The organism is Neobacillus terrae (assembly GCF_011393025.1).
Taxonomy (GTDB): Bacteria; Bacillota; Bacilli; order Bacillales; family Cytobacillaceae; genus Neobacillus_A; species Neobacillus_A terrae.
Genome location: NZ_JAAOEO010000002.1, coordinates 160,410 through 173,307, shown reverse-complemented (window position 1 = coordinate 173,307; position 12,898 = coordinate 160,410). Strand labels below are relative to the sequence as shown.

Annotated in this window: 16 protein-coding genes; 5 read left to right on the top strand and 11 right to left on the bottom strand. The window is 38.8% G+C overall.

Annotated features, from left to right (window positions below; all coding sequences use genetic code 11):
- Positions 1-17: 17 nt before the first annotated feature.
- Positions 18-1,223, bottom strand: a complete 1,206-nt coding sequence (locus G8761_RS03340) for an FtsW/RodA/SpoVE family cell cycle protein (protein ID WP_166023657.1) — start codon at positions 1,221-1,223, stop codon at positions 18-20.
- Between the two features lie 249 nt (positions 1,224-1,472).
- Positions 1,473-1,754, bottom strand: a complete 282-nt coding sequence (locus G8761_RS03335; protein ID WP_166024185.1) for an Fpa/YlaN family protein — start codon at positions 1,752-1,754, stop codon at positions 1,473-1,475.
- A gap of 412 nt (positions 1,755-2,166) precedes the next feature.
- Between G8761_RS03335 and G8761_RS03330 the strand changes: the two genes are divergently transcribed.
- Positions 2,167-2,664, top strand: a complete 498-nt coding sequence (locus tag G8761_RS03330; RefSeq protein ID WP_166023655.1) for a peptidyl-prolyl cis-trans isomerase — start codon at positions 2,167-2,169, stop codon at positions 2,662-2,664.
- Positions 2,665-2,694: 30 nt separating this feature from the next.
- Here the strand turns inward: G8761_RS03330 and G8761_RS03325 are convergent, their stop codons facing one another.
- A complete protein-coding gene (locus tag G8761_RS03325) occupies positions 2,695-4,023 on the bottom strand; it encodes a PhoH family protein (protein ID WP_166023653.1) in 1,329 nt (442 codons plus the stop codon).
- A gap of 440 nt (positions 4,024-4,463) precedes the next feature.
- On the opposite strand from G8761_RS03325, the gene G8761_RS03320 reads away from it, so the two are divergent.
- Positions 4,464-5,051, top strand: a complete 588-nt coding sequence (locus G8761_RS03320; RefSeq protein WP_166023651.1) for a YhcN/YlaJ family sporulation lipoprotein — start codon at positions 4,464-4,466, stop codon at positions 5,049-5,051.
- Between the two features lie 15 nt (positions 5,052-5,066).
- Here the strand turns inward: G8761_RS03320 and G8761_RS03315 are convergent, their stop codons facing one another.
- Positions 5,067-5,522, bottom strand: coding sequence for a pyridoxamine 5'-phosphate oxidase family protein (locus tag G8761_RS03315; protein WP_166023649.1), 456 nt, complete (start codon positions 5,520-5,522; stop codon positions 5,067-5,069).
- Positions 5,523-5,697: 175 nt separating this feature from the next.
- On the opposite strand from G8761_RS03315, the gene G8761_RS03310 reads away from it, so the two are divergent.
- Positions 5,698-5,898, top strand: a complete 201-nt coding sequence (locus tag G8761_RS03310; protein WP_166023647.1) for a YlaI family protein — start codon at positions 5,698-5,700, stop codon at positions 5,896-5,898.
- A gap of 310 nt (positions 5,899-6,208) precedes the next feature.
- On the opposite strand, the gene G8761_RS03305 is transcribed toward G8761_RS03310, so the two are convergent.
- The 3 genes from G8761_RS03305 to typA are packed head-to-tail and all read right to left on the bottom strand — an operon-like array spanning position 6,209 to position 8,687.
- A complete protein-coding gene (locus G8761_RS03305) occupies positions 6,209-6,499 on the bottom strand; it encodes a hypothetical protein (RefSeq protein ID WP_166023645.1) in 291 nt (96 codons plus the stop codon).
- A 13-nt stretch (positions 6,500-6,512) separates the two neighbouring features.
- Positions 6,513-6,827, bottom strand: coding sequence for a YlaH-like family protein (locus tag G8761_RS03300; RefSeq protein ID WP_166023642.1), 315 nt, complete (start codon positions 6,825-6,827; stop codon positions 6,513-6,515).
- Between the two features lie 30 nt (positions 6,828-6,857).
- Positions 6,858-8,687: a translational GTPase TypA gene (gene typA / locus G8761_RS03295; protein WP_166023640.1), complete on the bottom strand. Its 1,830-nt coding sequence runs from the start codon at positions 8,685-8,687 to the stop codon at positions 6,858-6,860.
- Between the two features lie 207 nt (positions 8,688-8,894).
- Between typA and G8761_RS03290 the strand changes: the two genes are divergently transcribed.
- Entirely contained in the window at positions 8,895-9,080 is a 186-nt protein-coding gene (locus G8761_RS03290) for a YlaF family protein (protein WP_166023638.1), read from the top strand.
- A 108-nt stretch (positions 9,081-9,188) separates the two neighbouring features.
- Here G8761_RS03290 and G8761_RS03285 read toward each other — a convergent pair whose 3' ends face one another.
- Both G8761_RS03285 and G8761_RS03280 read right to left on the bottom strand, forming a co-directional pair.
- Positions 9,189-10,007, bottom strand: coding sequence for an inositol monophosphatase family protein (locus tag G8761_RS03285; protein WP_166023636.1), 819 nt, complete (start codon positions 10,005-10,007; stop codon positions 9,189-9,191).
- 338 nt (positions 10,008-10,345) lie between these two features.
- Complete coding sequence (locus G8761_RS03280; protein WP_166023634.1) at positions 10,346-10,540, bottom strand: hypothetical protein; 195 nt, start codon at positions 10,538-10,540, stop codon at positions 10,346-10,348.
- Positions 10,541-10,723: 183 nt separating this feature from the next.
- Here G8761_RS03280 and G8761_RS03275 point away from each other — a divergent pair, with 183 nt between their 5' ends.
- A complete protein-coding gene (locus G8761_RS03275; RefSeq protein ID WP_166023632.1) occupies positions 10,724-11,344 on the top strand; it encodes a YktB family protein in 621 nt (206 codons plus the stop codon).
- Positions 11,345-11,499: 155 nt separating this feature from the next.
- Here the strand turns inward: G8761_RS03275 and G8761_RS03270 are convergent, their stop codons facing one another.
- The gene (locus G8761_RS03270; protein ID WP_166023630.1) at positions 11,500-11,775 is read right to left on the bottom strand and encodes a UPF0223 family protein; all 276 of its coding nucleotides are present in this window, start codon (positions 11,773-11,775) and stop codon (positions 11,500-11,502) included.
- 60 nt (positions 11,776-11,835) lie between these two features.
- The gene (locus G8761_RS03265; RefSeq protein WP_166023628.1) at positions 11,836-12,798 is read right to left on the bottom strand and encodes an NAD(P)H-dependent flavin oxidoreductase; all 963 of its coding nucleotides are present in this window, start codon (positions 12,796-12,798) and stop codon (positions 11,836-11,838) included.
- Positions 12,799-12,898: the final 100 nt, after the last annotated feature.

Genomic DNA, 12,898 nt, shown 5'->3' with positions numbered 1-12,898 from the left:
TAAGGCCAGCAGCTTTTTTATTGTTTTATTTGATAAACTTTTTTTGGTAAAGGATGAATGTTATTTTCTGTTTGTTCTTTTTGATTCTTATAATTTTTTTCATAATTTACAAACATGGAAACATTAACAAGGATTCCTGATGCGATGGCAAGCTGGATGAGCGAGGAGCCTCCATAGCTTACAAATGGCAGCGGTACTCCTGTCAATGGAATAAGCCCTGAAACGCCTCCTAGGTTAATGAATGACTGAATACCAATCATTCCGGAAATTCCTATTGCGAGAAGGCTTCCAAAAGGATCCTTACACTTCATGGAAACATATAAACCCCTTAAAACAATATAGCTTAAGAGAACTACTACAAAGCCAACTCCCCAAACACCAAGCTCTTCAGCTATAACAGCCATTATAAAGTCTGTGTGCGGTTCAGGCAAATACCCAAGCTTTTGAATACTTTTGCCCAGTCCCAGTCCATTTATACCTCCGGATCCAATTGCATAATAGGAGTTTGCAATATGGTAGCCAACTCCTTGTTCAACCGAAAATGGATCTGAATATGCCTGGAATCGGCCCATCCGGGTCTTTGAAAAAATCTTTCCTGCAAGTATCAGCACTAATGGTAAAGCTGTAATAGCCCCTATGACGATAAGTCGTAAAATATTCTTCATGTTCATCCCTGAAGAAATAATAATCGTTACAGCTATTAGAAAAATGATTCCAGCTGTACCAAAATCGGGCTGAATGGCAACAAACAAGCAAACTAAGAAAAGATAAGCCAAGGGAGGAACTACCCCTTTGTTAAACTCATTTATGTAGGATTGCTTCTTAGCGTATACAGCTGACATATAAATGATTACGCATAGTTTTACAAACTCTGATGGCTGCAGACTGCTGGTTCCAACCTTAAACCAGCTCTGCGCATTTCCGGCAACATGACCGAAAACAAAAAGTGCCCCAAGACCTATTAAAGAAAAGATAACCATCGGAAATAGTAATTTTGTACTTTTCATTGCTTTATAAGGAAAGAGAGCTGTTAAAATGAACACGAATGCTGCGAGAATAAGATGGAGCTTTTGTTTTTGATAGAAAAAATCACTGTCATAACCGTATCGCTGCATGGCTGTTACCATACTGGCACTATAGACCATTACCAGTCCAAAACAAGCAAGCAGTACGATAGCAATGATCAAAGTATAATCATAGGATTTGATAATTTTTTTTAGCATCTGACCTCTTCCTTAATTTGATTCGTCTTATTAGGTTCATTATAATAGAAAAAATAGATTATTACTTGGGGAAAAAGGCATTTTATCAATATTTTTTAATAACCTTAAACCCTATAACAAAAAAACTCAAACAATAAGCTGCATTGTTTGAGTTTTTTTTAAAAGTAATAGAAATAATTGACAGATGCCAATAGTTCTATAAGAAAAAACAAATGACACCCGCCTTGGCGAAAGCCATTTGTTTTTGAATTATTTTTTTATGGATGCATCGTGAAGCGAAGATAATTCTCTCTCGAGTTTATCCAGGATCGCTTTTCCATCCTTTTCTTCTATTAAGCCCAGCCGAACTGCAAAATCTATTTCTCTTGATAGACCAAACATTTGCGTATCAAGCACCTCTTCGTAAAGAGGACATTGTGGCATAGTTAGGTTATCCATTTGCACTTTGATCAGCCTCAATATTTTTTCAGCGTCCGCCTGAAGCAAGGCGTATGCTTTTTCCTGGTGATTAATAATCATTTCAGACGCCAACATGGATCCCCCCGTTTCCGAGCGTTTAACCAACTTATCTATAAATTTTACCGTTTGAAACACGAAATTGCAAGAACATTAGAAGGAATAACTAAAACAAACTATTTAATTCAGCGCGATATCTAGTGGGTTAAAGTTTTCATTGTTAATTTGCAACTTTTGATGGAAGCGGCAGGTGGGAAACCGCTCAATTATGCTTCCGGTTAATGATACTAAATTCATGGATATTAGCTTTTACAATCGTATTTCTTTCGGACAATCTGGGAAAGCGAGCCAATGGGGTGAAAATAACAGGCAAGAAAAAAATACGGCTCTTTTTGGTTAAGATACACTATTTCGAAAGGATTGTATGACATTCTTTTAAATTGGGGCTATACTTTACTAGTGAAGAAATGGAATGGGGGATTCAACTATGGAAAGAATTATACCAATTAAGGGGAACACACAATATACCATTACACTTGATCCAAGTGTATGGATTTTTGATGATAGGCGTATTGACCTAACTACTTACTTCGATGAAGAAAAAAAAGAGTCCGATAAACTCCAGGAGTACACAAAAGAGATTTCTAAGCACTGGGATCGGGAAATTATAGAAGGAGCTATTGTTCCTCCTACTTTGAAATCAGAGAAAAAGTTTAAAAAGGAACAAGTAATGACGGGGACATTTGGAATCGCTCTTAAACCGTTTCTTCAAAACGCTTCTCCTAAAGAGGATGCATCTGTGCTAATTCTAAAGACAGCTGAGGAAGAGTATTCTATTCCGCTTGAAACTGCCTTTGACCTAATTCTAGGGTTCTCGAATAACGGCAAGCCACTCCTTGAAGATGGGCCTGTCCATATTTATTTTGGAGATGGCTCCAACAAAAACAATCCGATAAAAGGCGTCAAAGAAATGGTAATTAGTTAATCCAAAAGGGCGGCTGGACCGCCCCTTTTCTTATAAAAGATCGGCTGCAAGCCTTGCGAGTCCCGATCTTTCACCCTTCATCAGCCGGATATTGCCAGAGACAGATTGCTCCTTAAACTTTTCTACAACATAAGTTAATCCATTATTGTAAGCATCCAGATAAGGATGGTCAATTTGGTCCGGGTCACCCATTAGCACTATTTTGCTTCGCTCTCCTACCCTAGTCAGAATCGTTTTCACCTCGTGCTTTGTAAGGTTCTGGGCTTCATCAATAATTATGAATTGATCCGGAAGGCTTCTGCCTCGAATATATGTTAAGGCCTCTACCTCAATTGAATTCATTCCTGCTAAAATAGCATCCAGTTCCCCTGGTTTTTTTGTATTAAAAAGAAATTCAAGATTATCAAAAATAGGCTGCATCCACGGTTTTAGTTTTTCCTGCTTCTCACCCGGCAAAAAGCCAAGATCCTTGCCTACCGGAACAATAGGCCTTGCTACCAGCAATTTTTTATATTCCCTCAGATCCTCAGTCTGCATAAGCCCGGCAGCAAGTGCCAAAAGGGTTTTTCCAGTCCCTGCTTTTCCTATTAGTGTGACAAGGGGGATATCCTTTCTTAATAGAAGTTCCACCGCCAGGGTTTGCTGAACATTCCTTGGATGTATGCCCCAAACATGCTCCTGATTAAAAATTAATTTCCTTACTCTCTTGCCTGTCGGCTCTACCATTCCAAGAGCTGAAGCTTTTCCTCCTAATACGTCACGCATAATTAGCGATTCATTTGGGTAGAAGGGCACCTTAGATATCTCCGAAAGCACCATTTCTCCTTTTTCATAGAATTGAGCTATTTTTTCAGCGGATAATAAGACTTCCTGGAAGCCAGTATAAATTTGTTCCGAGTCCACAACCCGGTCACTTAAAAAATCCTCTGATATTAGACCGAGAGCATCTGCCTTAACACGGACAAGAGCATCTTTACTAACTAGAATAACCGGTTTTCCATTTTCTTTTGTTTGTTCCTCGAGAAAAAGGTTCTTAGCGACAGCAAGAATCCGATTATCATTTGTTTTTTCCGTAAAAATATCTTGCAGCTCGTGGAACGACCTATGATTTATTTCTATTTTTAAACTTCCTCCGTTTTCAAGCTTTATTTTTTCGTGCAGCTTACCAGAGGTTCTTAAGCTGTCAATTAGTCTTGATACCTGCCTTGCGTTCCTTCCGATTTCATCCATATACCTCTTTTTTGAATCGACCTCTTCAAGGACCACTGCCGGAATAACAACTTCGTTTTCTTCAAATGAGAAAATCGAATTTGGGTCCTGCAACAGGACATTTGTGTCTAATACATATATTTTCTTCAATCTGATGCCTCCTGTTTCTCTTGTTCTTTTAGTTGGTTTAGGTACCCTTATTTAAAAGGCATTGGACATTGGTAAAATATATGTTTATTGGGATAAAGATAGAAGAATTTCCGCACAATAATGAGAGGATTTGTTAACTGCTATTTATACCCTTTTCCAAAATAGCGGTTTAAAACAAGGCGAAGTTATTCTTGACTGTTGATTTTCACTCCGGCTCCCGCTTTCCGCGGTCGACCCGGGAACCTCCTCTGCATTCTGCGCCTGCAGGGTCTCTCAATGGCCCGCTTTTACCGCTGGAAATGGAGGTGGCATCATGGAAGCCGCTCACGCACAAAGGAAATGCAATTGCATTTTTGAGGAGTCACGGCTTTGCACCAATCAACATGGTGAATACAAAATATGCTTCAGCCTAAACCTAAAGCATGAATCGGGGGGAAATAATGAAAAAGCTTGGCTTATTTCTTTTGGGAATATTCATTTTAAGTGGCTGCAGTTCTAACAATTCAGGAGAAAATAGAAATGCTGACCCTGAATTTGTAAAGGTAAAAAACAGCTATATTCAGGATGTTGACAGAAAATCAGGACAGGAGATATCAAGACATCTTGTCGATTTGGCCAACAGGACGCCAAATGTAAACGACGCAGCCGCTGTGGTTCTTGGAAGGTATGCCATTGTTGGCATTGATGTTGATGCTAACATGGAAAGATCACAGGTAGACACCACAAAATATTCGGTTGCCGAAAGCTTAAAAAAGGATCCTCACGGGGCTAGAGCTATTGTAATTGCTGATCCTGATACAACAGCAAGGCTGCGGGAGATTTCCCAGGATATTAATAATGGAAGGCCAGTTCAGGGTATTGTAAACGAGTTGGCTGATATTACAGGCCGTTTAATGCCTGAAGTGCCGGGCGATATTATCAAGCCGAATCCGAGGAACGGAATGGAGCAGCCGAAAAAGACCCTTGACAAGGGTCAAAGAAAGCAGCTTGAAAGACGGCAGGAAAAAGAGTCCAATCAGCAAAAATAAAAAGCTTAGCATTTGCTAAGCTTTTTTCATAGCTTCCATTACTTGATTATCAAGTCGTGCCGCAGCAACTTTATCATAGGTTTTATCATATACGGGCTCTTGTGTAATTTTAGAACCATAAAACATTACGTCACGTACTTCACTAATTTTCAATTCAATTAAAGCAAGCTTTAAAGGAACACCGCTTAACTTTTCCTCTTTAAAGGCTGCTTTTCCGCCAATGGAATATGTAGATTCATTTGCTATGATATTAAGGATAATTTGATCGTTTTTAGTGATATTCTGTACAATTCTCGACCGGTTATCAACAGCAAAATAAATCGTGCTGTTATCTTTAGCCAATACCCATGAAATAGCGCTGACATTAGGTCCCCCCGTTTCATGGTCTACAGTTGCTAATGTAACAAATCGTTCTTTTTGCATAGCATTATATAACGGCTCAATCAATTTTGGCTCAACCTGGTTTGCCATCTTCCCAACTCCTTTTGCTTTTAAGCTCTTCTGAAAATTCTATACTCATATTACTACTATACCTAATTTTCATCAACTTAAACGGAAATGGCTAACCATCCAAAATTCGGTATGATATACTATTATATAAATTATTCATAAAATAATTGTCGTTAAAAGACATTGAGGTGTTAAAATGAGAGTCAAATGTGTAATTTGCGATAAAATCGAATCGATTAATGATGAAACACTGGTGGCCAAAAGACTTCGCAACAGGCCTATTCATACATATATGTGTTCGGACTGTCATGATAGAATTTCTGAAAAAACTCAGGAAAGAATCGATACAGGAAATTTCAGGCTATACCGCTCCAAATCAGAAGAAGACGAATGGTAGGAAAGTGCCTGATAAACGTAATGAACTTACTGATTGGAATACCGGATACTGCTTTTCGTTAAGCCGAACCCTAGATTCTAGGGTTCAGCATCAGCTCAGGAACACATTACCTATCACAAAAAGCCCTCTTCGCCATTGGTTATGGGGCTTTGTTGATCCAAAGACCTTTTGTATTCCAGAATATATTTCAGCCTTTCAGTCTGTTAAATGATCATGAGGGTAGAACTAATCCAACTTTGGTCGTTCATAGCCTTGATGATCCTTTCCGTACTAAAAAAATACCCTCCGCCTTTTGGGCAGAGGGTATTTTTTATTCGTCAGGATAATTTTCGTATTTTTCAGGCTCAAGGTTAATCTGGTTTAAAAGAACTTCAATTAGCTCTGTTGGGAAGCGTGTAGATTTACTTTCACCATTTTGTTTATATGAAACCTCGTACATGGATTCATCTCTTTTTATTGCAATGTCAGTGACTCCATGCTGGTTTTTTAATATATCCGAGAACATTTTTTCTGTTTCTATTGCTGCAGTATCTTCCGGGCGGGCGTCAACTACAGCTCTAATGGTCAGCCAATTATAAAGAGCATCCTGAACTGATTTCATTTAGGTCCCTCCGTTACTTGGCTTCAGCCTGCTGTTTTTTCTGCTGATGCAGCCGAATCTTATAAATAATAAGGATTGCAGCTGCGACTACAAGGCCTTCCCCGATTGGAAGGAAAATTCCTAGAAAGGTAAAGAGGGTACAGCCTAAAATCAGGAATATATAGATGATAATCGATTGTCCCACTGGCAGTTTCTTTGCAAACCCCAGCTTGTACACAACGATCGAAAGAGCCACAATAGTTAGATATAGAAGCCACATTCCTATTTCTGGCTGTTCCTCTACACGATAGAGCGCGGCGAAAAAAGACAGATGTTCTGTCACATTCATTTTCGCAAACCTCCCTTGGGATTAATTCGTTTAAGCAAACTTTTTCTTTTTAGACATTCTTTCACGTTCATTTTTATCAAGGATTTTCTTGCGCAGACGGATTGACTCCGGAGTTACTTCACAATACTCATCTTCATTTAGATATTCAAGCGATTCTTCAAGTGTCATAATGCGAGGTTTTTTAATGACCGAAGTTTGGTCTTTGTTTGCTGAACGGACATTTGTTGCCTGCTTCACCTTCGTGATATTAACTGTAATGTCGTTTTCACGAGTGTGTTGTCCGACAATCATGCCTTCGTATATTTCAGTTCCTGGTTCAACAAATATAGTCCCACGGTCCTCAACCTGCATGATGCCGTACGTAGAAGCTTTACCGGATTCCATAGAAACAAGTACACCTTCACGTCTTCCACCAACTTGTCCCTGTGCCATTGGCTGGTAGCTGTCAAATGTATGGTTGATAATTCCATATCCACGGGTCATTGTTAAAAATTCAGTCGTATATCCAATCAATCCGCGTGCCGGAACATTAAATATCAGGCGAACTTGTCCTGAACCATTATTGATCATATCAATCATCTCACCTTTTCGGGCACCGATTGATTCCATTACTGCACCAGTATGCTCTTCAGGAACATCAATTTGAACTCTTTCTACAGGCTCACAACGGACTCCATCAACATCTTTAACAATAACCTCTGGCTTTGAAACTTGAAGTTCATAGCCTTCGCGGCGCATGTTTTCAATAAGAATGGATAAATGAAGTTCTCCTCGGCCAGAAACAATCCAAGCATCTGGAGAGTCTGTATTTTCTACACGCAAGCTGACATCAGTTTGCAGCTGTGCACGAAGTCTTTCTTCAATCTTCCTTGAAGTTAGGTATTTGCCTTCTCTGCCAGCAAACGGACTGTTATTAACGAGGAATGTCATTTGCAGTGTAGGCTCATCAATTCTAAGAACCGGAAGTGCATCCTGATGCTCAACTGGGCAAACTGTTTCCCCAACATTAATATCTTCCATTCCAGATACGGCAATTAAATCTCCAGCCACAGCTTCTTCGATTTCCTGGCGCTTCAACCCGAAGAAACCGAATATCTTAGTCACACGGAACTGTTTTACAGAACCATCAAGTTTCATTAATGCAACCTGCTGGCCAACCTTCATAGTACCGCGGAAAACACGGCCAATACCAATACGTCCAACATAATCATTATAATCAAGCAATGCAACCTGGAATTGAAGCGGCTCTTCACGGTTATCGATAGGAGCAGGAATGTGCTCAACGATAGCTTCGTATAATGACTGCATGTTTTCGTCCTGTTTTTCGGGACTTGTACTAGCAGTTCCATTGATTGCTGATGCATATATAACAGGGAATTCAAGCTGCTCTTCTGTTGCATCAAGTTCAATGAATAAGTCAATTACTTCATCAATAACTTCTGCAGGACGTGCAAAGTCACGGTCGATTTTATTTACAACAACAATTGGAGTTAAGTTTTGTTCCAATGCTTTCTTTAAAACGAAACGTGTTTGCGGCATACATCCTTCATATGCGTCTACTACTAAAAGAACACCGTCAACCATTTTCATGATACGTTCTACCTCGCCGCCAAAGTCAGCGTGTCCCGGTGTGTCAAGAATGTTAATTCTTGTATCCTTATATTGAATGGCTGTATTTTTAGCCAAAATTGTGATTCCGCGTTCCCTTTCCAAATCGTTTGAATCCATGGCACGCTCTTCAACATGCTCATTCAAACGGAAAGTTCCAGATTGCTTCAATAATTGGTCCACCAAAGTTGTTTTTCCGTGGTCAACGTGGGCGATAATCGCGATGTTACGTATACCTTCTCTAATATTCAAAAATGTCACTCCTACCTTTTATATATGAAATGGTTATAACCTTATTTTTTAAGCTTCCCATTCACAACTAAAACATTATACCATATTTACAGTAGAAACCTAAAATCATTTTATTGTACAATAGAAATTAATGAAAGCAAAATTTTTTTAGAAATTTTTGGTTTGCCTTATTTTGCGTTAAAGCATTTTTTTAAGGGGATGTCTAATATGAAACAAATTAAATGGAATATGCTCGCGTTTGCAATTTTAGCAGCTTGTGCAATTATGGGTATAGGTGTTGCAATAGCAGAAAAAAGCATCCTAGGTGGAATCGGCTGTATTATAGCTTTGATTCTAATTATGGGATTTGGTTTTAAAACAAAGAAGAAATTGAGGGAAAATGGACAATTATAAGAAAATGATAACCTGTCCTTTTCAGGATAATAAAGAAAGCTGCCAAAACCTTTAGTTTTTGGCAGCTTTTTTGGAAATATGATTGTTGAAGGAAAAGGTATTTGTTCCTCATTCAGAGTCCGAGTTTTTTTCCCATTGCCCATTCATAAGATAGTCCCTTAGAATGGTTTCGTGCAGGCCTGGCCTGGCAACAAGCAAGGTATCCTGAGTTAGGAAATCAAGTTTTTCGCCCCGCATGTTGGTTACCTTGCCTCCAAGTTCTTCCACTATGACAGCCCCGCCTGCAACATCCCACGGTGCGAGACGAAGTGAAATATAAGCATCAAGCCTTCCTGTTGCTACAAAAACCAATTCCAAAGCAGCAGATCCATAAGATCTGGTCCCCCGTACTTCTCTGGCAAGCGGGATAAGAAGATTATGGTCTATTCTCCGGTTTTCCATAACCCATGTCGCATTCAGGGCGATAATCGCTTCTTTAACGGTTCTGTCTTCACTTACCGGAAGCTTTTCACCATTCATGTAAGCACCCTGTCCACTCATAGCATGATAAAGCTCATCATGAACAACATCATAAATCATGCCAATTTTGCCAACGCCATTTTCATATACACCCAGAGAAATAGCAAAATTTCTTTGCTGATGAACGAAATTCATAGTACCATCAATTGGATCAATGATCCATACAATTCCATCGAGTGATTCAAATTTATCTCCAAAACCCTCTTCACCAAGGATCTTATGTTCCGGAAAAGTTTCCCTGACTTTTTTAATAAAAAATTGTTCAATTTCCTGATCTATATTAGTAACAAGATCGTTTGGGTTGGACTTCGTTCTGATATCTAATGTTTTATCAAAGGAAGAACGAATTTTTTCTCCAGCTTCCTTTACCCAGTTTTTAGCATGTGTATCAATATTATCCCAATTCATTTCCAGCCCTCCACTTGTTCTTATATCTTTTTATGTAAAAAACATTTGCTACTGTCTATTTTTAGCTTATTAAAAATATATAATCCCGGCAAATTTTATACTACCCTGCTTAATTTATTTTTACTTTCTTGCAATGAAAAAAGCGACATTTTTATTTAAGGAATTGGAGAAAACCGGAAAAAAATAAAATCTAAAAATAATAAACGAACTCTCGATGATCAGCAAGAGTTCGTTTTATGATGGACAGTGTCCTAGTTTACTTCTATTCATGTTAATCCAGAATCCCCTTAGCCCCATTTTATCCTGGAAGAAGGCGGAGCCTATATTAATATTTTATATTAAAGGGCTTTTAACCTCAGAAGTTCCTGTCTGATTCTTTCCAGCCTTTGCTTGCAGCTTTTCTTTTGTTCTTCATTATTTTCGTTCATTGCTTCGAATAATGTTGCCAGCTCATAGTCCATCTCTAATCGTAAAATCGTTGTCCTTTCTTTCTCCACTGCTTTCTTTCTGGTTGAACTAATTAATTGTTTCATTTAAATGCACCCTTTCCTAGTTTTCAATCTGATTTTTCAGATTTTTTACTATTATAGTATGAGCAACCCTCCCAGGTTGCAACTAATTTGTGTTTTTACCCAATTTCTTTGAATGCTTCAAAATTTCTTGTTGGTCCTGTATTATGCTAAAATAATGATGAAATTCGAATACAGGAGGACAAGATGGATTTTACAGGTTTTACTCATGATGATTTCGATGTTTTTACTATAGATGGATTAGACGCCAGAATGGATGCAATTAAGGGAAAAATTCGTCCCAAGCTTGAAAGTTTAGGTGATACCTTCGGACCTGTTTTATCCGTAATGGCTGGCGATGAAATGTTCGTTCATGTTGCTAAACATGCACGTCGTACAGTTAATCCTCCTAAAGACACCTGGGTTGCATTTGCGAATAATCCACGCGGATATAAGATGCTTCCGCATTTCCAAATCGGCCTTTGGGAAACTCATTTATTTATATGGTTTGCAGTCATTTATGAGTCTCCACAAAAGGAGAAAATCGGCGAAGCTTTTGAGAAACACATTGATAGCTTATATTCAAAGATACCGGGCCGCTTTTCCTGGTCTAGCGATCATACAAAGCCTGGAGCTGTGAAGCACAGCGAGCTATCAAAAGAAGACTTAGCTGCCCTTTTTAAACGCTTGAAAACGGTCAAAAAAGCTGAGATTCTTTGTGGTTTGCAAATTGACCGGGATGAAGTTGTTAAGATGGGCCCATCTTTGCTGCTCAAGGAAATTGATAATGTGTTTAGAAAATTATTACCCCTATATAAATTGTCATAAACCTTAAATAGCAAGGGATTGAAATAGAAACTTTCTATCTTATATAAATACTGGCAAATTATTAGGCAGATACTAATGGTACAGACTTTGCGTTTTATCTAAATAGAAAAGCTCCCTTGAAATTTACCAGGGAGCTTCTTTTGTAATAAATATTTTTAGTTTCGCATTATAATTTTCTCGTTTGAAGAGGCTTCCTTAGCTTTTTTTACTGTTCGATACGGAGAGTACCCACTAATGTCTTCAAATTCACCGCAAAGCTTTTTTTCCTCCGATTTCCCAGGAACAATTTCCTTGAACCTTCTGTATGCTGCCATTAGATCTTCTCTGCCAACACCTTTTTCGTAGGCTTTCTCGATGCTTTCGTAAAATTTGATTACATCCACTATTTCATCTGTAGACCAATGATAATCAATAGGGTATTGATATTCCATTCTGTTCACCTGCTTTCAGTCAATGAAACCATTTTACTGATTTTTAGTCCTAATTTCAATTTACCTATTCCCCCATTTGCCTCTGATTCTCTCCGCTTCTCCTATAGTTCTTTGAAACAGTTCAGCGACACTGGGAATATCATTTATTAATCCCATAACCTGGCCAGCCCATCCAAAGCCTTCATCTAAACTGCCTTCATAAATTAATTTTTTATTGGCTTTCCCGCTAACATAGTCCTTTAATTCTTCATAACCACGGTTTTCGCTTTCAAGCTCGAGGATTTTATTCGTCCATTGGCTGGCAATCGCCCTGGCTGGAGCCCCTAAAGATCGTTTTATAATAGTGGTATCTGACTCAGTACCTTCAATAAGAAGTTTTTTATAGACCTCGCTGGCATGAACGCATTCTTTGGTAGCAATAAATCTGGTACCCATCTCAATTCCTTCTGCACCCAGTGCAAGTGAAGCCATTAAACCTCTGCCATCCCCAATGCCTCCTGAAGCTATTACAGGAATAGAAACGGAATCAACTACTCTTGGTATAAGAACCATTGTCCCAATATCATCTTTTCCCAGATGTCCACCACCTTCCTGACCTACAACCATTACCGCATCTGCTCCTAATTGCTCCGCCTTTATTGCCTGCCTTCTCGCGGCAACCAAAACTAATTTTTTTGCCTTACTTCCTTTAAGCAAGTCAAATACTGGTGCAGGATTGCCTCCTGTCATTGAAATGACTGGAACTTTTTCCTCTACGGCAATATTAACAAAGTCCTCAAATGGCCTTCCGTGCTGGCCAATGGCAAAATTAACCCCAAAAGGCTTGTCTGTCAATTTTCTTACTTTCCTGATTTCTTCCCGTAGTTCTGCCGGTTCATTAAGAGACATTGCCGTAATTTGGCCTAATCCGCCTGCAATTGAAACAGCAGCTGCAAGCTCCGAATAGGCAAGATGGGCAAGCCCCCCTTGAATAATTGGATATTTAATGTTTAAAAGTTCTGTTACTCTTGTATTCCAGTTCATATTTCTCCTCCTGCTAACTAGTGGTTTACTGTAATTTCGTCTTTCAAGGTTAAATTTCCTTTTAAGAAGAAAAACTAAAATCGACACAGGTTAACAAAGT